This window comes from Daejeonella sp., from assembly GCF_030695525.1.
Classification (GTDB): domain Bacteria; phylum Bacteroidota; class Bacteroidia; order Sphingobacteriales; family Sphingobacteriaceae; genus Daejeonella.
Genome location: NZ_JAUYSS010000061.1, coordinates 32,712 through 57,710 on the forward strand (window position 1 = coordinate 32,712; position 24,999 = coordinate 57,710).

Genomic DNA, 24,999 nt, shown 5'->3' on the forward strand with positions numbered 1-24,999 from the left:
GAATTACGCGCTTTTTAATGTTTTTAAGGCAATACAATTTCAAAATTTAAATACAAGGAGCTTTTGCTTAACATTGCATAAATAAATTATTTTGAACAGCCGTACCAAAAAGATTATAAGCATTTGTATTAAGGTCGCCATTTTAGGTCTGGCATCCTGGTATATTTATAACAGGCTTAGTAATAATAGTGGTCTTAGCGATTTCAGGATGTTACTCAAGAAGCTGGATCCGGAAAGTGTATGGATAGTAATGTCCAGTATTTTTTTATTGATGTTGCTGAACTGGTTTCTGGAAGCCCTGAAATGGAAATTCCTGGTTCAGAAAATAGAACTAATCAGTACCTGGAAGGCTGTTGAATCTGTCTTTTGCGGTTTAACATGGGCAGTTTTCACACCAAACAGGATTGGTGAATATGGCGGGAGGGTCTTTTTCCTGTCCCCAAATAAGCGGATTAAGGGAGCTGTCGCAATGACCGTTGGGGCTTTCGGGCAACTGGTACTGTTCAATGTGCTCGGGGCACTGGCACTCAGGTGGTTTGTTTTTCGTTTTATGGATCTCAATCCCCTCATGAATTTAAGTATCTCCATATTGGCCATTGTTTTCAGTGGTTTTTTTCTGCTTTTCTATTTCAATATTCATTGGATTAATGGGCTCTTGTCAAAAATAAAGTTCATGAAGCCTTACAAGCGTTTTTTCATTATTTTCTCGAAATTTAAGGTTTCGGAGCTTTTGCAGATCTTAATGTATAACCTGTCACGTACCCTGGTCTTTAGCACACAATATTTTCTGATTATTCATTTACTGATCCCCGAAATAGATCCGTTTGATATGCTTTTGATATTGTTTATCTTTTACTTTATTCAATCTTCAATGCCTTCCCTTGACCTCCTTGATATAGGTTTAAGGGCAACAACCGCTGCTTACTTTTTTTCTTTTGTAACCGATCAGGAAATTGCAGTGATGGCAGCAGTTGCAAGTATATGGCTGATTAATTTAATTATTCCGGCTATTTTAGGGTCCGTTTTCGTTTTAAAACTCAATTTCTTTGGTAGTCGTCGTAATTAGTATCATTTCAATTGCTCTGGCCCTTGCCTATTTGGGTCTGGTTTTATTTCTGCGTAGGGGCTGGCTGGCTGTGGAAACGTTTAACCTAAATAGAACTCGTTTTAAAACTACCGTCAGTATTTTGATTGCAGCCAGAAATGAGGAAGATAAAATTTTCAATACTATTAACGATATTCTCTTACAGGATTATCCTGCTGATTTAATGGAATTAATTGTTGTTGATGACCACTCGTCCGACCGGACCTCTGAAATCGTACTTTCTTTTGCCGGCAGGGGTGTAAAACTGATTGTGTTGAACGAAAATGAACCATTGAATTCATACAAAAAGAAGGCAATAACCGAGGCAATAAAGCTTTCGGATTCAGAACTTATTATTACAACTGATGCAGATTGCAGAATGTCACCGGCCTGGCTAAAAACCATTATCGGATTTTATGAGTCGGGGAATTATAAAATGATCTCCTCGCCGGTAATCTATTTTGAAGAAAAGAGCAAATTTGAAGAAATGCAAACTCTGGACTTTCTTTTTTTGTCGGGTTTGGGTGCCGCCGGAATTGGAAATGGTATGCCTTCTACCTGTAGCGGGGCTAATCTCGCTTATCGCAGGGAAGTGTTTTATGAGCTAAAAGGATTTCAGGGTATTGATGAGCTGGCCTCAGGGGATGATGAACTCTTTCTTCATAAAGTGGCATCGGCTTATCCTGGTGGGATAGGTTTTTGTAAATCGCGGGATGCGATAGTATATACCCATGCAAAATCAAGCCTGAGTGAATTTATTCAGCAACGAAAACGCTGGGCATCAAAAAGCACCAAATATAAAAACAAGGCAATAGTTTTGATAGGTGTATCGGTGTGGATATTTAATTTCATGATTTTCCTGAGTTCAATTCTGGGCTTTTTCAATCCTTTTTTCTGGTATTTGTGTTTAATATGCATCAGCATAAAGGCTCTGGCAGAAATGTCATTACTAATACCGCTTTGCAGTTTTGCCAATAGAAGTAAATTACTGTGGTATGTTCCAATATTGACTGTGCTCCATATGTTCTATCTGATGTATATTGGAATCGCCGGAAACTCAGGTAAATACAATTGGAAGGGACGCATGGTGCGGTAGAATTGAGATGTGAGATATGAGATGTGAGATATGAGATGTGAGATATGAGAGAAATCATGTAGATAGCAAAGCCCGGGATCAGTTACAAGATCTGAGTCATATAGCCATAAAACCCGATTCCTGATTGTAAGTTTGGATTAATTACTTAATTTTAGATGTCGCTGCCTTCAATAGTAAAGTCTTGCAAAGAAAATCAACAACAACATTAAATGATGAAAGCGAGTTAATTCAACTCTTGCTAAAGCGTCAGGCTGAATTAAATTCTTTACTTGAAATTACTCAAGCTATCAACATCAATAGTCCCTCCTCAGTTTTGTTCGAAATGCTGGAGGTTATTCTGAATGTCCACTTAAAGATTGGCAAAATTCGCCTTCTGGTTAAGGAAGGAGAGCATTTCTATTGTGCAACGCGCTTCGGGGGTGAATTTGAAAATGCAAAAACATTGCAGCAAACCTACCTTGCTCTGATCGACTTAAGAAATATTTCCTCTTTGGGCTCCCATCATGATCCCTTAATAAACAAATACGAATATTTTGTTCCGGTATATCACAATCAGGAGCTTCTGGCTTTCGTTTTGATTGGCGACTTTGACACCAGTCAGAATCTGCTCAGTAGTGATCTCAATTTCATTCAGACTCTAATCAATGTGATTGTTGTTGCCCTTGAGAATAAGAAACTTCTGAAGGAAAGGGTAGGAAGAGAACGCTTACAACGTGATATGGAACTGGCTGTTGAAGTGCAGGGGATGCTTATCCCAAGACGATTACCAAAATCCGGTGCGATAGAAGTCGGTGCTACCTATCTGCCGAATGAGAATATTGGTGGTGACTATTTTGATTTTATTAAGTTGGGCACTCATGAATATCTATGGTGTATTGCGGATGCATCAGGGAAAGGGGTTTCTGCTGCATTACTGATGGCAAATTTGCAGGCCAGTTTAAGAGCCTGGGCTTCAGTAGAGAGGAATCTCATTAAGCTGACAGAACGATTGAACGAAATTGTTTACTCAAATACTAACGGAGAACGCTTTGTAACCCTATTTCTTGGACTATTTAATGAGCAAACCAGGGAATTGCAGTATGTAAATGCAGGACATAATCCTTCGGTTTTGATAATGGATGGACAGGTGAAATTTTTGAAAGAGGGTACTACTATTATCGGTGCTTTTGATATCCTTCCAACAATACATTTGGGCCGGGAAACCCTGGCTTCCGGGAGTATAATATTCAATTATACTGATGGTCTGGTTGAAAGCCCTAATGAGGAAGTATATATTTCTGATCTTGAACTGGTTTCGCATTTACGGGAAAGTTCCCATCTGGAGGTGGATAGCCTCAATGAAAATATATTAAGGAGTATTCAAACATTTAATAATGCGAAGATGAATTCAGATGATATCACCCTTTTAACCATAAGGATAACTTAGTGATTTCGTTATAAACTGATATTATGCTTCTACCTTACTTTCAGCAGGGATTAATTGAAGCGGGCTGCGATGAGGCAGGACGCGGATGTCTGGCAGGTCCGGTTTTCGCCGCTGCCGTAATTTTACCTGAAAGCTTTTCGCATCCTCTGCTTAACGATTCTAAGAAAATAAATGAAAATGATCGTTTTGAACTTCGTAATATGGTTGAACGTGAAGCATTGGCATTTGCCGTCGCATCAGTAGATCATTCAGAAATTGACAAAATCAACATATTGAATGCTTCGATCAAGGCGATGCATCTTGCACTTGGGCAACTCAGTATTCGACCGGGTTTCATTATTATAGATGGTAACCGATTTAAACCCTTTCAGGATGTAACTCATCAGTGCATCATCAAGGGAGACAGTAAGTACTATTCAATTGCAGCAGCTTCAATTCTGGCTAAAACCTACCGGGATGAATACATGCTAAACCTGGGAGCAGAATATCCACAATATGACTGGAAAAGAAATAAAGGTTATCCTACCATTCAGCATAGAAATGCAGTTATTGCTAATGGTCTGTCCCCATTTCATCGCAAAACTTTCAGGATCAGCGATCCCCAGCTTAGCCTTGCATTATAGTTTCTGAAAAAAAGATTATCCGGAAATTAAAGCTTAGCATTTAACCGTTTTTAGTTAATTTGGCGCAATCAAAATACATTCGTAATAATGAAAAGTGTTGCTTTAAATGATATCCATATCGCCCTTGGCGCTAAAATGGTACCTTTTGCCGGGTTTAATATGCCTGTTCAATACAGTGGGATTAACATCGAACACGAAACAGTCAGAAATGGTGTGGGAGTATTTGATGTAAGTCATATGGGCGAATTTATCCTGAAAGGCGCGGGTGCATTAGATCTTATCCAAAGTCTATGCTCAAATGACGCTTCCACACTGTTTGATGGTAAGGTGCAATATTCGTGTTTGCCAAACGAGCAAGGTGGAATAGTTGATGATTTGCTGGTTTATCGAATAGATGAAAAAACATACATGCTGGTTGTAAATGCCTCGAATATTGATAAGGACTGGGAATGGATTTCAAAGCATAATAAAGGTGCTGTGGAGATGAAGAATATTTCAGATCAGACTTCATTGCTGGCAGTACAGGGTCCAAAAGCTGCTGAAGCTTTACAAAATTTGACGGAGCTTAATTTGGCTTCTATGGATTATTATACATTTAAGAAGGGAGTTTTTGCCGGGATCGAAAATGTATTGATATCTGCAACAGGATATACCGGAGCAGGAGGTTTCGAGTTATATTTTGATAAAAAGGATTCTGAACATATCTGGAATGAAGTTTTCAGAGCCGGTGAACCTTTTGGGATTAAACCAGTCGGACTCGCAGCAAGGGATACACTTCGACTGGAGATGGGATTTTGCCTTTATGGGAATGACATTGACGATTCAACTTCTCCAATAGAGGCTGGTCTGGGTTGGATTACCAAATTCAGTAAGAACTTTGTCAATTCGGAAAATCTTGCAGCGCAGAAGGAAAAAGGAGTTGAACGTAAGCTGATTGGATTTGAAATGATTGAAAGAGGAATTCCGCGACATGATTATGAGATCCTTGATGTAGCTGGCACTGTAATTGGTAAGGTAACTTCGGGTACTCAATCGCCAAGCCTGCAAAAGGGCATAGGTATGGGTTATGTTAAAACAGCCTTCTCAAAAGTTGGGACGGATATTTATATAAAAATCAGAGATAATAAAGTGTTAGCAAGGGTAGTAAAAATGCCTTTTAAATAATCATCCCGCTCCAAAGAATGCAAAAACGTAACCTCGAAGTTTGTCTCACGCCTGCTCTGCTACATCTTCATGATTTCTCAAACAGTATTGTTGTTGTAATTGATATTTTCAGAGCAACTTCCTCTATTTGTTATGGTATCGAAAATGGGGCAGAATCAATCATTCCGGTTGCTACGATCGAAGCATGTGAATCCTATAGAAATTCTGATTATCTGCTTGCTGCAGAGCGTAACGGTGAGGTGGTGGATGGTTTTGATTTTGGCAATTCCCCTTTCTCCTATACGGAAGATAAGGTAAATGGTAAAACAATTGTATTGACCACAACCAATGGCACGCACGCCATCAATATGTCGCGAGGAGCCCATAAGATCATAATTGGTTCTTTTTTAAACCTTGCCTCCCTCTGCGACTGGCTAAAAAACCAGCCCAATGATATCCTGCTGTTATGTTCCGGCTGGAAGGATAAAGTTAATCTTGAAGATACCTTATTTGCTGGAGGGGTGGTTCATTACCTCAGAGAGGATAACTATGCTTTGGACGATGCAGGTATAGCATCCGAAGATTTGTATATCATGGCAAAGGATGATCTAAACACTTACCTGAAGAAAACTTCACATAGTGAGCGCCTGAAAAAACTGGGGATAGAAGAAGATATTAAATTTTGTCTGAACCTGAATATTACCAAAGAAATTCCGGTACTTGATGGTGAAAGATTGATTAAAATGGTTATTTGATTAAGGCTGACAGGGTATCAAAGCTGACAAGGTATCAAGGCTGACAGGGTTTAAAACCCTGTCAGCCTTATTTCAACTTCTCATTATTCTTATGCCTGTCGGCATCCCTGATATTTTTTTTCTCCATATTTTTACTTAGTGCTTCGGTCAGATCCACACCTGTTTGATTGGCAAGGCAAATCAGAACAAATAGCACATCGGCCAGTTCATCCCCCAGATCATGCCCTTCATCTGATTTTTTGAAGGATTGTTCCCCATATTTTCTGGCCATGATTCGGGCCACCTCACCAACTTCCTCCATCAGGATAGCGGTATTCGTCAGTTCATTAAAATAGCGAACCCCGGTTGTTTTGATCCATTGGTCAACCGTTTCCTGTGCTTCTTGTATTGTCATCCGTTTTATAATTATTCTCTTGATTTGGAATCCATAATGATGGTTACCGGGCCATCATTAACCAGGCTGATCTGCATATCTGCTCCAAAAACCCCGGTCTGGATCCTTGTTCCGCTAAGCTCACCCAACTCCCGGATCATTTTTTCATACATCGGAATTGCTATATCCGGCTTTGCTGAGCGCGTAAATCCGGGGCGATTCCCCTTTTTTGTCGAGGTAAACAAGGTAAATTGACTGACCAGCAAAATATTGCCCCGGACATCAGCTAATGCTTTATTCATTAATCCATGTTCATCCGAGAAGATCCTCATGTTTGTGATCTTCTGTGCCAGCCAATTTAAATCTTCCTCGGTATCACTGTCTTCAATACCCAGCAGAATCATAAATCCCAGTCCAATCTCCCCACTGATCTTCCCTTCAATACTGCAGGATGCGCTGCTGACCCGCTGGATTATTGCTCTCATATTATGCTCTTGTATCGTTATTGTTGTATATGCTTAAATAACTGTCGTATCTGGAAGGTTCGAGTTCCCCAACTTCCAAAGCATCTAAAACTGCACATCCTGGTTCATTAATATGCCTGCAATTATTAAATCGGCAATCATCCATCAACCTTCTGATCTCAGGAAACAAACGACCGAGTTCCTGTTTCTCAATATCGAAAACACCTAGTTCACGTATCCCCGGCGTATCAATCAGATATCCGCCGAAAGGCAGCCCGAACATCTCCGCAAAAGTTGTGGTGTGTTTCCCCTTATCACTCCAGTCGGATATCTCTGCAGTTTTAAGTTTAGAACCGGGGAGCAATGCATTGATCAGCGTTGATTTTCCAACCCCGGAATGACCGCTGACCAGCGTTACTTTATCTTTCAAAAGTTCCCTTAACTGATCCAGATTAGTCGCTTTTAATGCCGAAACACTGTAACAGGGGTAACCGGCTTGCTCATAGATGGATTGGTATTGCTTTAAAATATCCAGACCTTCATTACTGAACAGGTCAAGTTTGTTAAATATTAATTTGGCTGGAATACCATATGCTTCGGCAGTGACCAGAAAGCGGTCGATAAATCCGAGGGAAGTTCGGGGAGAAGCCAGGGTAACAATCAGAAAAGCCTGATCTAAATTAGCTGCAATAATCTGTGACTGCTTCGACAGGTTAACAGACTTACGGATAATATAATTCTTTCTTGGCTCAAGTTCGGTGATAAGCCCCGTTCCCTGGTCAGGCTCCGGTTCAACTGTGACCCGGTCGCCTACAGCTATGGGATTAGTAGTTTTAATATCCAGCGTACGAAATTTACCCTTGATACGGCATTTTATAGCCTTCCCCTCATCGGTTTGAACCTCATACCAGCTTCCTGTTGATTTTATAACTAATCCCTTCATTTGATCACTAAAGATAGCCCTTCATTACGTTATCAATAATCATATAGCCTATATTTTATCGTTTTGACAAAAAATAATGTGTAAATAAAATAAATTCACAAGAATTTGCGAATTCAAAAATTAAAACCGTTATTTACGCCACAATAAAAAAAGAAATGATTATAACTTTTTATACCACAACAACAACTACCACCACCACGCTGATGTTTGGGGAAGGTAAATGTATGGTGTAAATTTAACATAAAACATCAAAAACGCCTTCCTCCGACAAAGGGGAAGGCGTTTTTTTTTATAAAAATTCAGGAAATCCCGCACATGCGGGACTTATAAATTAGTATACAGTAATGAAGGTTTTAAAGTTTGGGGGTACCTCAGTTGGATCGGTTGAATCGATCAGTAAATTATTGCAGATTATTGAAAAGGAAAGGATGCAATCTGGAAATCCGGTCATTGTTCTTTCGGCTATGAGCGGAGTTACAAACCTTTTGTCGGCAATGGCAGATAAGGCCGCTCAGGGTGGTACTTTCAGTAATGAATTAAAGGAGCTGGAAGAACGCCATTTTGAGGTGATTAAAGAACTTCTGGCCGTGCCTAAACAAAATCCTGTATTCACAAAGCTTCGTATCCTTTTCAATGAACTGGAAGATCTGTTGCAGGGGGTAATGATTCTTCGCGAATTAACTCCGCGTACCCGTGACCTGGTTCTAAGCTATGGTGAGCGTTGTTCAACGTTTATGATCAGTAAGATTGCCGGACAGAAATCAGATGAAGATGTTTATGTGAATGCAGCTGATGTAATTAAAACGGACAGCACTTTTGGTCAGGCGCGGGTTAATATGGAACTTACTGAGCTCCTGATCAGGGATTTTTACAATAAGAATAAAGGTAAAATGCTGTTCGTTACCGGTTTTATCGCAAGTAATGATGAGGGTAGAATAACTACTCTGGGAAGAGGTGGAAGCGATTATACCGCTGCCATCTTTGGTTCAGCCCTCAATGCAGAGGAGATTGAGATATGGACCGATGTAAACGGAATGATGACTGCAGATCCGCGCATGGTAAAAAAGGCATTTTCATTACCTGAACTTTCCTATACCGAGGCTATGGAACTTTCTTTCTTTGGAGCGAAGGTGATATACCCACCAACTATGATTCCTGCTTTCATGAAGAAAATTCCGATTGTAATCAGGAATACTTTCGAGCCTGAATTCCCGGGTTCGGTGATCAGACACGACTGTGAAAATTCAGGACTTGCTATCAAAGGAATTTCTTCAATTAATGATATCAGTATTATAAATATTGAAGGAAGTGGTATGGTTGGGAAAGCAGGCTTCAGCGGGCGATTGTTTTCCCTGCTGGCACGTGAGCAAATCAATGTTATTCTGATCACTCAGTCTTCTTCAGAACACAGTATCACTTTTGCAATACATCCATCTGATGCGGCTAGAGCACAACATTTAATCGAGCAGGAATTTGAACTGGAGTTGCTCGCAAAAAAGATCGAGGCACCTGTTTTTGAACAGGGTCTTTCGGTTCTCGCCATCGTTGGGGAAAACATGAAACAAACTCCCGGGATTTCCGGAAAGCTTTTCCATGCCCTGGGACGAAATGGAATCAATGTCAGGGCGATTGCCCAGGGATCTTCGGAGTACAATATTTCGGTGGTAATCTCCAAAGAAGATTTGAATAAAGGCCTAAATGCGGTTCATGATGCGTTCTTTGTTGAATTAAATAAAACTTTGCACGTGTTCTGTCTCGGAACCGGAAATATTGGAACTACTTTGTTCAAACAATTATTGGAACATAGAGATTTCCTTCAGAAGCACAATGGAATCCAGATCAAAGTGGTCGGCATCAGTAATACCCGCAAAATGATCTTTAATGCAGAAGGTATTAAACTTGAAAACTGGCAGGATACGCTGCAGAAAGAAGGTGAACTGGCTGACCTGTCACTTTTCGTAGAGAGGATGAAACTAATGAACCTTCCAAACTGTGTTTTTGCAGATAATACAGCAAGCTTAAAACCCATTGAGCATTACAAGGAGATATTCAGTTCAAATATTTCCATCGTAACCTGCAATAAAATTGGCAATTCTTCTTCATTCGAACAGTACAAGCTGTTCAGGGATACGGCAAGACTGCATGGGGTTGATTTTTTCTATGAAACTAATGTTGGTGCCGGACTTCCAATCGTGAAGACACTAAAAGACCTGATGATTAGCGGAGACCGGATTCTGAGCATTGAGGCGATACTTTCAGGAACGATTTCCTACATTTTTAATAATTACAAAGGTGATGTAACCTTCCACGATATTGTGAAGCAGGCTCAGGAGAAGGGATTTACAGAGCCTGATCCGCGTGATGACCTTCGTGGTACAGATTTTATGAGAAAGATGCTTATTCTTGCCCGCGATGCCGGGTATGAACTTGAAGCTGCAGATGTTGAGATTGAAAGCATGCTTCCTGAATCATGTCTTAATGCAGAGAGTGTAGATGATTTTTACAGGACTTTGCTGACAGAGAATAGCTTTTTTGAAGATATGAAAAGACGGGCAGAACATGAAAAGAAGGTACTTAGATATATTGGTAAACTCGAGAATGGTAAGGTAAAGATTGGGCTCCAGATGGTTGATGATGCACATCCATTTTATGCCCTATCGGGAAGTGATAACATCATTTCATTCATTACCGATCGCTATAAGGAAAGGCCAATGGTTGTTAAAGGTCCGGGTGCCGGTGCCGAAGTTACTGCAGCTGGTGTGTTCGCAGATATTGTTCATGTTGGAGCTAATAAATTCTGATAGCACCTGATTATTTTAATATTTTTGATCGTTCGGCTTTAGCAGGATTTTCAGGAGACAGTAAATAAATATGAATAGATCAGTAAAAGTTTTTGCACCTGCAACAGTAGCCAATGTGGTTTGCGGTTACGATGTATTGGGTTTCGCGGTGAATGCGCCTGGCGATGAGGTGATCATGCGTTTCAGGGATAAACCAGGGGTAATTATCACAAAAATAAGCGGTGATGATGGACGTCTGCCATATGATCCGGCTAAGAACACGGTAAGTGTCAGTGTGCAGCATTACCTGAATCATATTGGTCGCAGTGATGTAGGTGTTGAGATTGAGTTGTATAAAAAGATGCCTATTGGCAGCGGACTGGGATCAAGCTCTGCAAGTACAGTTGCTGGTTTGTTTGCAATTAATACTTTGATGGACAGTCCTTTGACAAAAATGGAACTTGTTCCTTTTGCGATGAAAGGAGAGGAGTTGGCCTGCGGATACGGACATGCAGATAATGTCGCTCCGGCTCTGCTCGGAGGTTTTGTCCTCATCCGCAGTTATGAGCCATTGGATATTATTCAGCTTCCTTTTCCTGAAGAGCTGTATTGCTCTATCGTTTTTCCGCAGGTTGATGTGCCGACACGCGATGCAAGGCAGATTATTAGGAGCAAGATATTGTTGAAGGATGCTGTTGTTCAGTGGGGCAATGTTGCCGGACTGGTTAGTGGTTTGTATACCAAAAACATAGACCTGATTGCCAGAAGTATGAAGGATGTGATTGTTGAGCCTGTCAGGTCGATTTTAATCCCTGATTTTTACAGATTAAGAGAAATTGCGATGGAGAATGGGGCATTGAGTTTTGGGATATCCGGTTCTGGACCATCCGTTTTTACATTTACCAGAAATGATGAAGATGCCCGCCGGATCAATGAAAAATTGCAGGCACATTTCAGATGGCTGGATACAGAAAGTATTGCATACAGGTCACCGATTAATGCTGAGGGGCCAATAATTTTAGATTAATGATTTTATACAGTACCAATAATAAAGAATTAAGAGTTCCTTTTAAAGAAGGTGTTTTCAATAGTTTACCCGCCGACAAGGGATTATATATGCCGGTAAATATCCCTGTGTTGGATCCGGAATTTATTGCTGATCTGCACAAGTATAGCTTGCCAGAAATTGCTTTCAGGGTGTCTAAAGCAATTCTGAATGGTGCAATTCCCGAAACCGATCTGAAGGCTATTATCGATGATGCGATCAATTTCGATGCTCCTGTTGTTGAACTTTCAGAACAAATAAATGTGCTGGAACTGTTTCATGGTCCTTCACTTGCATTCAAAGATTTCGGTGCCAGGTTCATGAGCCGTGTGATGAGTTATTTTTTGAAAGAGGGTGAGCAACAACTGGATGTACTGGTAGCCACATCTGGAGATACAGGTGGGGCGGTGGCCTTGGGATTTCTGGGTGTTCCAAACGTAAGGGTAACTATTTTATTTCCAAAAGGAAAGGTAAGTCCGATACAGGAGCTCCAGTTAACTACCAACGGACAAAACATTCGTGCGATTGAGATCGATGGCACCTTTGATGATTGCCAGGCCCTGGTAAAACGTGCATTCAATGACCCTGAACTGAAGGAGAAATTTCGCCTTACCTCAGCTAATTCTATCAATATTTCAAGACTTATCCCTCAGACATTCTATTATTTTTATGCCTATGCTCAAATTCAGCGTAAGGGGTTTAAGGAAGTAGTTTTTTCTGTCCCTAGCGGTAATTTTGGAAATATTGGAGCTGGTTTGCTTGCCTGGAAGATGGGGCTGCCTGTCAGGCAGTTTATAGCTGCTACCAATATTAATGATACAGTTCCGGCATTTCTCCGAACCGGGGTTTATCAGGCTAAGCCGAGTGTTCAAACCTGGTCAAATGCAATGGATGTAGGCGATCCAAGTAACTGGGTAAGGATTATGGATTTGTTTAAAGGTGAAACTGCAGATCTGAAAAAACTTCTTACTGCCTATACTTTTACAGACGAAGAAACGCTAAATGCAATTGAAAAGGTTTATAGAGAGCAACATTATATTATGTGTCCGCATACAGCCATTGCCTGGCTGGCATCAAAGCAATGGTTAAAGGATCATCCGGTTGAAAGCGCCGAACTTGTATTTCTTTCAACTGCGCATCCATGTAAGTTTCCTGATATTTTTTCAAAGGAGATAGCTGGCAATATTGAGGTGCCATTACAGGTGCAGGAACTTGAAGGCCGGGAAAGACTCGCAATTACATTGGGCCGGGATTTTGAAGGCTTTAAGAATTATTTACTGGACAGCTAATTGCTTAAATTGATTAATTTCAGATTGAAAATTTTCTGTTTCTTAGTGTTTTAGCCAGGTAAAGTAAACAGATAACATGCAATAAACATATTAATTGCGAAAAAATCGTACTTTAAGGTTATGAGCAAATTTCATATTCCTGAGAATACTATCTATATCTGTATGGGTAGCAAATGTTCTAAACGGGGCAGCAGGGAAATGTATAAAAATCTGAAGCATTACCTGAAGGGTAAGGGAGTAAAAGACGAAATTGAGCTTATTATTACCGAATGTACAGACCGATGTAAATTTGCTCCGGTTCTGGCTGCCCAGCCTGCGAATATATGGCTGAAGGAATATACCTCGAAAGACGTACTTAAATTACTTGAGGAGATCTCAGGAGATAATTGATTTAAGCTATTCCCGTGGCATTTTGCCAAGCAGCAACCTGGCTTGAGTTCCCCAGCCACCAATAAAAGCATCCGGGATACCATCTTTATTCACATCGCCGATACAAATACCCCATGAACGCCCATGAGTCTCCTCAGGAATGACTTCTTTGCTCATATCGGTAAATTTACCATCCCCATTATTTTTGTAAGCCCTGACCTTGTCCGCATTAAAACCTGGAATAGTAATAGCACTCAGTAAAATATCCGGATGGCCATCACCATCGAAATCGATCACATTAGCTGCATAGGTAGAGAATTTATTTTCGGGCATTCTGTTGCGACTTTCATCTTTAAAAAAGCCCTTACCATTATTGATCAAGAGTCTGGCTTGTGGATCTTTGTCCCATTTTCCGCCATTATTTGTAAGATTAGCAAAGAGAATATCCTGATCACCATCTCCATCGGCATCGAACAGAACAATTTCGCGTGTATGAAGAGGAACAAGAAGCTCAAGTTGATTGGATTTTTCTGTAAAATTCCCCTTTCCGTTGTTTATATATAATCTGTTTGGTGGGATTTCATTCCCTACGATCATATCCAGATCACCATCGGCATCCAGATCTGCAAGTTTAATATCCTGTGTAGCGTCATTTATTTCCGGTAGGTATGATTTAGTGCGATCTGAAAAACTTCCCGGCTTTAGTTTGTTGTTCAGCCATAGAAAATTTTGCCCTTTTGAACCAGAGTTGCCAACCAAAATATCTGTCAGACCATCCCCGTCAACATCTGCAACAGCCAGACCATTCCCTTCACTTTTCGACGGGAGCTCATCGCTGAGATCCTGAAAAGTACCATCACCATTGCCCAGATATAGTTCCGGAGTCTGGTCATCTTCTGCTACAAAAATAGCATCAAGATTACCATCATTATTGAAGTCGCTGAGACGTACATGTTCTGTATCGTTCTTCACCTCCCGAAATACTCCCTGCTTCCAGGTGAATCTGCCATTACCATCATTCAGATACAATCTGTTAACATCATTTTCTACGGCTATGACAATATCCAGATCCCCATCATTATCAATATCCCCGAATGCTGCATCCAGGGAATGTAGATTTGGAGCCTGTGGTAGGTGAGTAAGTGTTACATCCTCAAAATAAGCTGTTGAAAATACTCCGGAAGTATTCGGGCTTGAGGGTGCACATGCCAGGTAGATGATCAGTGCCGGGGCGGAGAAAATAAATAGCCGGGATCGTTTCATACTTAACGCTGACAGGGTTTTAAACCCTGTCAGCGTTAGCTAAATTACCAAAACTTATACAATAAGTTATAAGAAATTAGTGAACGGTAGATATGATTGATCTAATGGTTGATTTTTATATAAGTGTTAAAGGCTGCCTTTTCAGACAGCCTTTGTATTATTCAGCAGAATATTTAATATTCCCGATATTTTTATCAATGTCCCAGTAACCTGTTCCGCTTTCACCGATAATATCGAATAGTTCCAAGGCCCTGCGAGCTATATATTCTTCCTCCCGCTGCTCTCTCAGGAACCAGTTTAGGAATTCAAGTGTTACATAATCCTGCTCTTTATGGCAGCGGGCGACGATATTTTTAAATGACTGTGTGATTGCAATTTCCTGATCAAGTGCATCTTCGAACACTTCGCGGAAGGTGCTGAATTCATTTTTAATATTGTTGACTTCTGGCGATATTGCGGTACCTCCCATATCAAGAATGTACTTATATATTTTTAACTGGTGATCTCTCTCTTCATTAGATTGTTTGAAGAAAAAGTCGGCTGATCCCTCGAAACCATTACGGTCACACCAGGAAGCCATTGATAAATAGATGGCCGAGGAATGTGCTTCTTTTTTTACCTGCTGGTTAAGCAGCGTTTCTATCTCTGCAGAAAGCAGGGTTTTAATTCGCATCAAATCTTTCATAACTTAAATATTTTACTGTTTGTTAATACAAAATTAAGTAAATAAGCAGAAGGTAGTTGATCTTTGGATAATATGGAGTTAATCTAAATTAAGAAACTACCAAACGGTTAAGGCAATCCGTGATAATATGATTAAGTCTGAACATGGTAAAGGCACCATGGAGTATTTCTTTGAGGTAGATTATCTCGATTCCCGACAGCACATAACAGTTATCCTTTAACAGGATTATTTCGATATCAGCGTGCTCAATTAATGTACACATATGTCCGAGGTCAACCTTGTCAATTATTTTTTTCAGATCACTGAGTGATTGAAAGCTAAGTTTAGAGGTTTTTCCTGAGAAACTAAGAAAGAGGCAATTTTCTTTGTCAGATTGATAAACACCACCTTTCGAAGTAATAAATACTTCGATTAATTCAGTTGAAGTGATGGGGTTCTCTATTAACATTGAAATACAAAGATCACATTATTTAGAAACAATCCAAATAAATATAAAAATTATTTTCCTAGCCTTTGTAATGCAGAATGGATTTCGTTCGTCATCCGGTCTGTATGATTTTTTTATTAAAATATTGCTTCTGCAATACGCTTGGTTGGACCGGGATTACTCATTGTATAAAAGTGCAATACCGGCGCCCCAACTTTCATTAATTCTTTACACTGAGCAATCATATGTTCAATTCCAACTTCTTTTACCTCTTTTTCTGATTTGCATTTTTGAACAGCTTCACTAAGTTCCTCCGGCAAATCGATATGAAAAATTTTCGGAAGGCTGATTAATTGTTTGGAAGAAGTAATTGGTTTTAATCCGGGTATAATCGGAACGTTTATTCCGTTTTCGCGGCATAAAGCAACAAAATTAATATACTTGGTATTGTCGAAGAACATCTGGGTCACGATAAATTCTGCCCCCATTTCAATTTTCTTTTTCAGAAAGCCAAAGTCTGTTTTCATGTTTGGCGCTTCAAAGTGTTTTTCGGGATATCCGGCTACACCGATACAAAATTTGGTCTTATAAGCAGTGTCGTAATCTTCATGAAGGTAAACCCCATTATTCATATTGACCACTTGTTCTAATAGATCAGTCGCATAAGTATGTCCTCCTGGCGTAGGAATAAATCCTGAATCAGCATGACGGGCATCTCCTCGTAAAACCAGAACGTTATCTATGCCTAAAAACTGCAGGTCGATCAGGGTATTTTCAGTTTCTTCCTTAGTAAATCCTCCGCAAATCAGATGAGGCACCGCATCCACATTGTAGCGATTCATGATCGAGGCGCAAATAGCTACGGTTCCGGGGCGTTTACGATAGGAAACCTTTTCCAGCAGTCCATTGCTATGCTGTTTATAGATATAATCCTCTCTATGATAGGTTACATCAATAAAGGGCGGGTTAAAGTCCATCAACGGATCTATGGCATCATAAATACCCTGTATACTCTGCCCTTTTAAAGGTGGCAGAAGCTCGAAAGAGAAAAGTGTTTTGCCTTTGGCGTTTTTTATGTGATCGGTGATTTTCATGCCTGCTAGTTGGTTGGTGGTTAGTAGGTTAGATTTTATCTACTCCCCATAAAACTAAATACTTATTTGCTATTCTTGTTTATCATTATTGTACCTAATGAAACCATTTAATAATTTACCTAATGCTTCAATTTTTGTGAGGCAGGTTGATAATTGAACTTCTGTGATGTATGATAGGTCTTTTGAAATATAAAGTTGTGTTTCCAATTCATATAATGAACCTCTGGCGATGGATAAAAATTGTACAGTCTCTTCTTTATATTGTCTTCCACAACCTTCTGCTATATTGGATGGCACAGAAACAACGCATCGTCTTATCTGTGAAACTATCCCAAATTGTTCAGATTTCGGGAAGGTAGCAGTCAATTCATAAACATGTGAAGCTAATGCACGGGAATGTTTCCATACATCCAACTCCGTATATTTCTGATAAGCACTCATTACAAATCCAACCAACTAACAACTAACCAACAACTAGTACCCCAAATTCGGGCTCAACCATCGCTCCGTTTCCTCTACTGTCATCCCCTTTCGAAGGGCATAATCTTCTACCTGATCCTTGCTGATTTTGCCTAATCCGAAGTAGCGGGATTGCGGATGGGCAAAATAATAGCCGCTGACTGCTGCGGTAGGATACATTGCAAAACTCTCAGTCAAATGAATTCCGGTTGCCTTTTCTGCATCAAGTATATCGAACAGCGTTGCTTTTTCGGTATGATCCGGACAGGCGGGATATCCCGGGGCCGGACGAATGCCTCTGTATTTTTCCTTGATCAAATCTTCAGAACTAAGCGATTCATCATTCGAATAGGCCCAGAATTCTTTTCTAACCAGCTCATGCATACGCTCTGCAAATGCCTCTGCAAGGCGATCTGCGAGGGCTTTTACCATGATACTGTTATAATCATCAAAGTTCTTTTCAAACTCGGCTACCAGTTCATCACAGCCTATTCCTGTGGTAACCGCGAATCCGCCCCAGTAATCAGCAATGCCCGATTCTTTTGGAGCAATAAAGTCTGAAAGGGCATAATAGGGCTCACCAGCTGCTTTCTCTGCCTGTTGCCGAAGTGTATGGATGGTTCTGTAAACCTGTGTTCTGCTCTCATCAGTATAAAGTTCGATGTCATCGCCTACAGAATTTGCCGGCCAGAAACCAATCACCGCATTGGCTTTCAAAGATTTGTCGGCAATGATCTTGTCGAGCAAAATTCTGGCCTCGTCATAGAGTTTTTTTGCTTCCGCACCAACAAAATCATCTTGAAAAATACGCGGGTAACTTCCTCTCAACTCCCAGGTATGGAAAAAAGGTGTCCAGTCGATATAAGGTACCAGTTCTTCTAAAGAAAAATCAACAAATGACCTGGTTCCAAGGAATGTAGGTTTTGATGCAACAGCCGCATTCAAATCAATTTGAAACTTGCCTGCCCTTACCTCTTCAATAGTTTTAAAGCGTTTGTCTGATTGCTTGTTTAAATGGGCCTCTCTTGCTTTTGAATATTCATTATGAATGGTTGTGATATATTCCCCACGGTTTTCATCACTCATCAGGGTACTGCATACCGTAACACTTCTCGAAGCATCAAGCACATGTACGGATGGACCTGAATAATTTGGAGCCACCTTCACCGCTGCATGAATTCTGGAAGTAGTTGCACCACCAATAATTAATGGAATCGTAAATCCTTCCCTTTCCATTTCTTTTGCGAAATGAACCATTTCATCCAGAGATGGGGTAATCAGTCCGCTGAGACCGATTATATCTACATTTTCAGCTTTTGCTGTTTCAATAATTTTCTGTGCAGGAACCATTACTCCCAGGTCAATGACCTCAAAATTATTACAGGCCAGAACAACCCCGACAATATTTTTACCAATATCATGAACGTCGCCTTTTACTGTCGCCAGTAATACTTTTCCTGCATTTTTGCGCTGGTTACTATCAGCATTATTCAGTTTTTCTTCCTCGATGAAAGGTAATAAGTAAGCCACTGCCTTCTTCATTACCCTGGCCGATTTTACCACCTGAGGAAGGAACATCTTACCCTGTCCAAACAGATCACCCACAATACCCATCCCGTCCATCAATGGTCCTTCAATAACCTCGAGGGGCTTAGCATATTTCTGACGTGCTTCTTCTACATCGTCATCCAGGTAGTCGATGATGCCTTTTACCAGCGAGTGTGATAAGCGCTCTTCCACACTTGCATTGCGCCATGCCTCATCCTTTACAATAATTTTACCGGTGGTTTTAATCGTTTCGGCAAAATCAACCAGGCGCTCTGTGGCGTCTGGGCGGCGATTTAGCAGCACATCTTCAACCAATTCCAGCAAATCTTTAGGTATTTCTTCATACACTTCAAGCATGCCGGCATTGACAATACCCATATCCAGTCCGGCTTTAATTGCATGGTAAAGGAACGCGGAGTGCATTGCCTCACGGACGGTATTATTCCCCCTGAAAGAGAATGAAATGTTACTTACTCCGCCACTTACCTTGGCAAGCGGAAGGTTTTGTTTGATCCAGCGGGTGGCTTCAATGAAGTCTACTGCATAGTTATTATGCTCTTCCAGTCCGGTAGCAACCGTCAAAATATTCGGATCAAAAATAATATCTTGCGGAGGAAAGTTGACCTCATTAACCAGAATATTATACGATCTCTGACAAATTTCCTTACGTCTTTCGAGTGAATCAGCCTGTCCGGCTTCATCAAATGCCATTACAACTACTGCAGCTCCATATTGGCGGATTTTCCCCGCATAAGTTTTAAAAGCCTCTTCCCCTTCTTTCAAAGAGATTGAATTCACAATCCCCTTTCCCTGAAGACATTTTAATCCGGCTTCAATTACCGTCCATTTAGATGAATCCACCATGATGGGCAGTTTGGAGATATCAGGTTCAGAAGCAATCAGGTTAAGGAATTTAACCATTGCTGCTTCAGAGTCGAGCATTCCTTCATCCATATTGATGTCAATGATCTGAGCACCACCTTCAACCTGCTGACGAGCAACAGAAAGTGCTGTATCGAAATCGCCGCTAAGAATCAGTTTAGAGAATTTCGGAGATCCTGTGATATTGGTACGCTCACCTATATTTACAAAGTTCGTTTCGGGAGTCAGTGTAACCGGCTCAAGTCCGCTAAGCCTAAGAAAAGGTTCAGGAGAAGCAGGGATCCTTGGCGAAAATTTTGCTGCTTTTTCAGCAATACATTTAATGTGTTCAGGAGTTGTACCACAGCAACCACCTACAATATTGACAAAGCCGTTTTCCATGAAATCTTCAACCAAATGAGCAGTTTCATGGGGCAGTTCATCATAAGCTCCAAACTCATTGGGTAGTCCGGCGTTCGGATAGGCGGAAATAAAACAGTCCGCTTTTTGAGAGAGTTCTTCAATATGCGGACGCATATCTTTTGCTCCAAGCGCACAATTTAGTCCTATACTTAATAAATTTGCATGACTCAATGAGTTTAAAAATGCCTCAACGGTCTGGCCGGATAAGGTTCTTCCACTGGCATCCGTAATTGTTCCCGAGATCATGATATCGATCTTCCTGCCGCTCTCGTTCTCATAATTCTTCGCTGCAAAAAGCGCGGCTTTGGTGATGAGTGTATCCGTAATTGTTTCGAAAAGCAATACATCAGCCCCTCCTTCAATCAGGCCCTTAACCTGCTCATAATAAGCATCTACCAATTCGTCAAAAGTAACGGCCCGATAACCGGGATCATTAACATCCGGAGACATGGAAGCCATTTTCGTTGTGGGACCGAGGGCACCGGCAACAAAACGGGGTTTATCAGGATTTTTCAGCGTGTACTCATGGGCGATTTCTTTGGCAATTCGTGCACCTTCAAAACTCATTTCATACGACAGATCTTCCATCTGGTAGTCGGCCATCGAAATGCGTTGGGTGCTGAATGTATTCGTTTCAATGATATCGGCACCAGCTTCAAGGTATTCGGCATGGATTGCTTTGATGATATCCGGACGGGTAATGTTAAGCAGGTCATTATTACCTCTTACATCACATGGATGATCTTTAAATCGTTCACCCCTGAAATCATCTTCTGTTAACTGATAGCGTTGAATCATGGTGCCCATAGCACCATCAATTACTAGTATTCGTTTTTGTAATTCTTCTCTAATGTTCATATATAATTTAGACATGAGATATGAGATGTGAGATATGAGATAAAACTGATGAAATGCAATGATTTTTGCATACATAAGTCTGATATCTCAAATCTAATGTCTCATATCTACAAACAGGCTTATCTTCGAAAAGTCGGTATTTATTGACTCTCACTTATCTGTTCCCGCACATGCGGGATAGAATGTAGCACCTTATTAGCACAGGTTGCTAAGATTTCTCAGGGTCTAATCCCTCCATCTTTCTGAATAAGCAGTGCAAAAGTGCAAGATATTTTGATGAAATGCAAATACAGCTTGTTTATCAGTTAGCTGTTGTCAGTTTCCTGTTATCAGTTACCTGTTAACAGTTAGCTTTTATCAGTTGCCGGTCAGCTGTGTGTAAACTAGATTTCGCAGTTAACAGATAACTGGTAACATTTATTTACTTCCGGCTTCCGAACAGGCGAAGTAGCATCAAAAACAGATTGATAAAATCCAGATAAAGGGTTAATGCACCCATGATCACCATTTTATTGGCAGATGCATCACCATATTCTATTCCGGCAGCTATACGTTTCAGACGCTGCATATCATAGGCGGTTAATCCTACAAACAAGGCTACGCCTATAAAACTGATGATATAATCTAATTGACTGCTACCCAAAAAGAAGTTAACAATGCTCGCTATAATAATTCCAACCAGAGCCATCATCAGGATGGGGCCAAATTTTGTCAGATCAGTCTCAGTAGTGTATCCGGCGAAAGCCATCACTGCGAAAAGCAGGGATGCAGAAATAAAGCAGCCCAGAACAGAAGATGAGGTGTAAACAAGCAAAATATAACTTAAACTAATGCCTGTTATGGCCGAGTAAAGAACAAAAATAAGGGCCAATGCAGGAAAAGAAAGACGATTCATTCCGAAGGACATGACCATCACAAATGCTAAAGGAGCGAACATTGCAATTGTACCTAAAGTGGTTCTGCCTCCACTTATCGGGTCGATCAGCATGCTGAGTAATGCCTCATCGGTAGAGAAGAAATACGCAAAAGCTGCAGAAAGACCCAGGGCTATGAACATCCATAGAAATACATTCGGAATAAAATTTGCTGAAGTAATGGCTCCTTCACGCTGAACAATCGGATCGTTGATATATGGATAGCTGGTTTCTTTTTCTGACATCATTTTTAATTTTTTTTATAAATTTAATAAAATTCGGGCTGATATCTGCATATTGTGTAACAAGGCAAATGCTTTGATTAAATGAAGGGGATATGAAAGTTGGATTGATAGGTTTCGGGAAAACAGGAAGGGCAGTTGCAAATGTCATCTTACAAAACAATGGATTTTGCCTTGAATGGGTCCTTCGAAAAAGTACAATCCTTGAAAATAGAAGAGTTTCCGAATTTTTGGGGTTGCAATCAGACGATCCCGGGTTAATTTATTCGAGTACAACAATAAGTATTTCTGAGCTTCTTGACCAGCATCCTGTAGATATAATTATTGATTTCTCTTCCCAAACAGGCCTCTATGCTTATGCTGAAATTGCAGGCGAACGTAAGATTAAGATTATTTCTGCGGTTTCACATTATGGTGAAAATGAAAATAAATTACTGAAAGAAATTTCCAATAACACAGTGGTATTTTGGAGCCCTAATATTACACTTGGAGTTAATTACCTCTTATTTGCTGCGAGGTTTCTTAAAAAAATTGCCCCCTGGGTTGATATTGAAATTGTTGAAGAGCATTTTAAAGGGAAAGAAGGAGTTTCAGGTACGGCAATTAAGATAGCGGAAGCTTTGGACATAGAAAAAACGGATATTAATTCAGTAAGAGCAGGAGGTATTGTGGGTAAGCACGAGGTAATTTTTGGCTTCCCGTATCAAACAGTAAGGATTATTCATGAGTCTATTTCAAGAGAGGCTTTTGGGAATGGGGTATTGTTTGTCGCAGAAAACTTATCGGATAAAATGCCGGGTATGTACAATTTCGAGGATATTTTACTCCCTTATTTTTCAATGGGAAGTATAAAAAGTTAAATGCGGTCTTAGAATTATTAAGGTGAGTTCGATTTAAAATCTTGCTGGGGTAAATCTAGATTGAAGATTTTTTCTTGTTTTAGAAAGCAGGGTCTGTGCCTTTTCGGTCCTGACAATCCCGTGTTCTGCCCTAGTTTTTTGCGGCAGATTTAGTAGATGTCATGAAATTCTTAAGCAAAAAAGCTAGAGCTGCCACCCGGGTTTATTACGAATGGCAAATGGTCCTTTTGCCGGGCTGTCCGTCCCGATGAAAAACAGCACCGGGTAAAATAAACCTTGCCGGAGGAGGTAGCTTCCGGCTATATCCCTGTGGTTGGTGTTATCACCAACCAATGATATGATCGTGCTTGGTACGGTGAACACTGACCAGAGGGGAACGAGATTTCATGCCGGAAATACTCCGGAGGAAAGGGCTGAACTAACCCAAAACACACATGTATTGGTTTCAAAAATTAAATTATTTTGACTTTAGAGCCTTATCTTAACAATGATAACCGTATTATTTTACCCTTCTTTATATCGAACTCAGTTTATAAAGATCATAGTCCAGGCAAGCCGATTAGTTTAATCTTCGGCTTAATGCCATTTCCACTTCTTTGAATAATTGAACGGGTTTTAGATTCCGCCATGCCATATCATCCAGATTGCCGCCAAAGTTGATGTAATAATCAATATTGTTGCGCTTGAATTCACTGATTACATGTTCCCTGAAATTAATGCCCGCAATCCAGCCTTCCTCCACATCCTGAAACCATTCTTCGTAATAACAGTCATCAGATGAATGAAAATTAAGTATGTTTTCTCCAATCAGGATAAATTTATCGATTCCTTCAATGACCATCAGATCTAGAATTTCCCGTTTTAGGGTCATTATATCATTGTGAAGGGCATCGTTCCATTCGCCTATGAACTCGATAATCGCATAACCTTTTTCATAATCGGCGTAAAGAACCTTAAGGTACAAGGTTTGTGAACCAAAGAAATCCCACTGAGGATGGATCAGATAATTATAGATCTGTTTATCGAATTCAAACTCATTATAGTTAGTTTCAAAAAATGGTGAAAGTGCATCTTCAGACGCAATATAATCGTCTCTCCAGCGGTAATATGGTTCTATTTCATGCATCTTTGATCTTATAGTTCTGACGATGCGGCATTATCAACAGCTTTACGGACACTTCCGTATCTTTCAAGAAGTTTTTGAGCTGTACCTGAATCCAGACCGGTTGCCTGCATTACCATGTTAACTGCACGCCCAACAAGTTTTACATTACTTAAACGCATATCAACCATTTTATTACCTTTTACCCGCCCCAGCCGAATCATTGTTGAAGTACTGATCATATTCAGGACAAGTTTTTGAGCTGTTCCGGATTTCATTCGGGTTGAACCTGTCACGAATTCGGGGCCGACAACAACCTCAATCGGATGTTTGGCTATAGCAGCTACCGGACTTCCCGAATTGCAAACGATGCAAGCTGTTTCTAATCCATATTCATTCGCCATTTTCAATCCTCCGATGACGTATGGGGTAGTTCCTGATGCGGCAATTCCAATCAAAACATCTTTATCAGAGATATTAAATGCCTGCAAGTCTTTCCAGGCCTGCTCGCTATTATCTTCCGCATTTTCAACAGCTTTCCGGATTGCTTTATCTCCGCCGGCAATAATTCCAACTACCATATCAAATGGTACACCATAGGTAGGAGGGCATTCTGAGGCGTCGAGTATGCCAAGACGACCACTAGTTCCTGCACCTATATAAAACAAACGTCCGCCATTGCTCATTTTGTCGACAATTATATTCACCACTTTTTCAATAGCCGGAATTGATTTCTCAACGGCAAGTGGTACAGTTTTATCTTCCTTATTTATGCCCTGCAGTAACTCTGCGACGGACATTTTTTCGAGATCTTTATAATTTGAATCCTGTTCAGTAGTTCTATTCATCTTTATATTTTGCGATTACAAAAAT

The 24,999-nt window shown here is 40.4% G+C and carries 23 protein-coding genes and 1 riboswitch; of the genes, 11 read left to right on the forward strand and 12 right to left on the reverse strand.

Translation table 11 applies throughout. The annotated features are described in order from the left end of the window. Positions 1-91: 91 nt before the first annotated feature. The 6 genes from Q8S11_RS14275 (at position 92) to Q8S11_RS14300 (ending at position 6,127) form a co-directional block, all read left to right on the forward strand. Positions 92-1,066, forward strand: a complete 975-nt coding sequence (locus Q8S11_RS14275; protein ID WP_305662795.1) for a hypothetical protein — start codon at positions 92-94, stop codon at positions 1,064-1,066. Continuing rightward, the gene (locus tag Q8S11_RS14280; RefSeq protein WP_305662796.1) at positions 1,047-2,180 is read left to right on the forward strand and encodes a glycosyltransferase; all 1,134 of its coding nucleotides are present in this window, start codon (positions 1,047-1,049) and stop codon (positions 2,178-2,180) included. Before Q8S11_RS14275 ends, Q8S11_RS14280 begins: the two co-directional genes overlap by 20 nt. Before the next feature lie 181 nt (positions 2,181-2,361). Continuing rightward, on the forward strand, positions 2,362-3,606 hold the full coding sequence (locus tag Q8S11_RS14285) for a PP2C family protein-serine/threonine phosphatase (RefSeq protein WP_305662797.1): 1,245 nt from the start codon (positions 2,362-2,364) through the stop codon (positions 3,604-3,606). Between the two features lie 23 nt (positions 3,607-3,629). After that, a complete protein-coding gene (locus tag Q8S11_RS14290; protein ID WP_305662798.1) occupies positions 3,630-4,229 on the forward strand; it encodes a ribonuclease HII in 600 nt (199 codons plus the stop codon). A gap of 87 nt (positions 4,230-4,316) precedes the next feature. Further along, positions 4,317-5,393, forward strand: coding sequence for a glycine cleavage system aminomethyltransferase GcvT (gene gcvT, locus Q8S11_RS14295; RefSeq protein WP_305662799.1), 1,077 nt, complete (start codon positions 4,317-4,319; stop codon positions 5,391-5,393). Between the two features lie 17 nt (positions 5,394-5,410). Next, positions 5,411-6,127 carry a 2-phosphosulfolactate phosphatase gene (locus Q8S11_RS14300; RefSeq protein ID WP_305662800.1) on the forward strand — a complete coding sequence of 239 codons (717 nt, stop codon included), beginning with the start codon at positions 5,411-5,413 and terminating at the stop codon, positions 6,125-6,127. Between the two features lie 67 nt (positions 6,128-6,194). Here the strand turns inward: Q8S11_RS14300 and Q8S11_RS14305 are convergent, their stop codons facing one another. Genes Q8S11_RS14305 through rsgA form a run of 3 tightly spaced genes read right to left on the reverse strand, consistent with a single transcriptional unit; the run spans position 6,195 to position 7,907 of the window. Beyond that, the gene (locus tag Q8S11_RS14305) at positions 6,195-6,521 is read right to left on the reverse strand and encodes a nucleotide pyrophosphohydrolase (RefSeq protein WP_305662801.1); all 327 of its coding nucleotides are present in this window, start codon (positions 6,519-6,521) and stop codon (positions 6,195-6,197) included. Positions 6,522-6,532: 11 nt separating this feature from the next. Further along, the gene (dtd, locus tag Q8S11_RS14310; protein WP_305662802.1) at positions 6,533-6,985 is read right to left on the reverse strand and encodes a D-aminoacyl-tRNA deacylase; all 453 of its coding nucleotides are present in this window, start codon (positions 6,983-6,985) and stop codon (positions 6,533-6,535) included. Position 6,986: 1 nt separating this feature from the next. Then, positions 6,987-7,907, reverse strand: a complete 921-nt coding sequence (rsgA, locus tag Q8S11_RS14315) for a ribosome small subunit-dependent GTPase A (protein WP_305662803.1) — start codon at positions 7,905-7,907, stop codon at positions 6,987-6,989. A gap of 344 nt (positions 7,908-8,251) precedes the next feature. Here rsgA and thrA point away from each other — a divergent pair, with 344 nt between their 5' ends. From thrA to Q8S11_RS14335, 4 genes are all read left to right on the forward strand, one after another. Further along, positions 8,252-10,708 (forward strand): bifunctional aspartate kinase/homoserine dehydrogenase I, encoded by a 2,457-nt coding sequence (thrA, locus tag Q8S11_RS14320; RefSeq protein ID WP_305662804.1) that lies wholly within the window; start codon positions 8,252-8,254, stop codon positions 10,706-10,708. Positions 10,709-10,778: 70 nt separating this feature from the next. Then, complete coding sequence (locus Q8S11_RS14325; RefSeq protein WP_305662805.1) at positions 10,779-11,714, forward strand: homoserine kinase; 936 nt, start codon at positions 10,779-10,781, stop codon at positions 11,712-11,714. Further along, on the forward strand, positions 11,714-13,021 hold the full coding sequence (gene thrC, locus Q8S11_RS14330; protein ID WP_305662806.1) for a threonine synthase: 1,308 nt from the start codon (positions 11,714-11,716) through the stop codon (positions 13,019-13,021). The genes Q8S11_RS14325 and thrC overlap by 1 nt, the downstream gene beginning before the upstream one ends. Before the next feature lie 120 nt (positions 13,022-13,141). Next, positions 13,142-13,411: a (2Fe-2S) ferredoxin domain-containing protein gene (locus tag Q8S11_RS14335; protein ID WP_305662807.1), complete on the forward strand. Its 270-nt coding sequence runs from the start codon at positions 13,142-13,144 to the stop codon at positions 13,409-13,411. A gap of 6 nt (positions 13,412-13,417) precedes the next feature. Here the strand turns inward: Q8S11_RS14335 and Q8S11_RS14340 are convergent, their stop codons facing one another. From Q8S11_RS14340 to Q8S11_RS14370, 7 genes are all read right to left on the reverse strand, one after another. Beyond that, positions 13,418-14,653 (reverse strand): VCBS repeat-containing protein, encoded by a 1,236-nt coding sequence (locus Q8S11_RS14340; RefSeq protein ID WP_305662808.1) that lies wholly within the window; start codon positions 14,651-14,653, stop codon positions 13,418-13,420. Between the two features lie 157 nt (positions 14,654-14,810). Continuing rightward, positions 14,811-15,338, reverse strand: coding sequence for a ferritin (locus Q8S11_RS14345; RefSeq protein ID WP_305662809.1), 528 nt, complete (start codon positions 15,336-15,338; stop codon positions 14,811-14,813). Between the two features lie 88 nt (positions 15,339-15,426). Further along, the gene (locus Q8S11_RS14350; protein ID WP_305662810.1) at positions 15,427-15,786 is read right to left on the reverse strand and encodes a hypothetical protein; all 360 of its coding nucleotides are present in this window, start codon (positions 15,784-15,786) and stop codon (positions 15,427-15,429) included. A gap of 116 nt (positions 15,787-15,902) precedes the next feature. Next, positions 15,903-16,859 carry a methylenetetrahydrofolate reductase [NAD(P)H] gene (gene metF / locus Q8S11_RS14355; protein ID WP_305662811.1) on the reverse strand — a complete coding sequence of 319 codons (957 nt, stop codon included), beginning with the start codon at positions 16,857-16,859 and terminating at the stop codon, positions 15,903-15,905. Between the two features lie 69 nt (positions 16,860-16,928). Further along, positions 16,929-17,300, reverse strand: a complete 372-nt coding sequence (locus Q8S11_RS14360) for a four helix bundle protein (RefSeq protein WP_305662812.1) — start codon at positions 17,298-17,300, stop codon at positions 16,929-16,931. Between the two features lie 33 nt (positions 17,301-17,333). Further along, positions 17,334-21,008 carry a methionine synthase gene (gene metH / locus Q8S11_RS14365; protein ID WP_305662813.1) on the reverse strand — a complete coding sequence of 1,225 codons (3,675 nt, stop codon included), beginning with the start codon at positions 21,006-21,008 and terminating at the stop codon, positions 17,334-17,336. Between the two features lie 151 nt (positions 21,009-21,159). Next, a riboswitch (SAM riboswitch) is annotated at positions 21,160-21,261 on the reverse strand. A gap of 168 nt (positions 21,262-21,429) precedes the next feature. After that, on the reverse strand, positions 21,430-22,170 hold the full coding sequence (locus tag Q8S11_RS14370) for a Bax inhibitor-1/YccA family protein (protein ID WP_305662814.1): 741 nt from the start codon (positions 22,168-22,170) through the stop codon (positions 21,430-21,432). Positions 22,171-22,259: 89 nt separating this feature from the next. Here Q8S11_RS14370 and Q8S11_RS14375 point away from each other — a divergent pair, with 89 nt between their 5' ends. Continuing rightward, entirely contained in the window at positions 22,260-23,024 is a 765-nt protein-coding gene (locus tag Q8S11_RS14375) for a 4-hydroxy-tetrahydrodipicolinate reductase (protein ID WP_305662815.1), read from the forward strand. Between the two features lie 559 nt (positions 23,025-23,583). Here the strand turns inward: Q8S11_RS14375 and Q8S11_RS14380 are convergent. Next, positions 23,584-24,150: a hypothetical protein gene (locus tag Q8S11_RS14380; RefSeq protein ID WP_305662816.1), complete on the reverse strand. Its 567-nt coding sequence runs from the start codon at positions 24,148-24,150 to the stop codon at positions 23,584-23,586. Positions 24,151-24,158: 8 nt separating this feature from the next. Continuing rightward, positions 24,159-24,974 carry an N-acetylmuramic acid 6-phosphate etherase gene (gene murQ / locus Q8S11_RS14385; RefSeq protein ID WP_305662817.1) on the reverse strand — a complete coding sequence of 272 codons (816 nt, stop codon included), beginning with the start codon at positions 24,972-24,974 and terminating at the stop codon, positions 24,159-24,161. Positions 24,975-24,999: the final 25 nt, after the last annotated feature.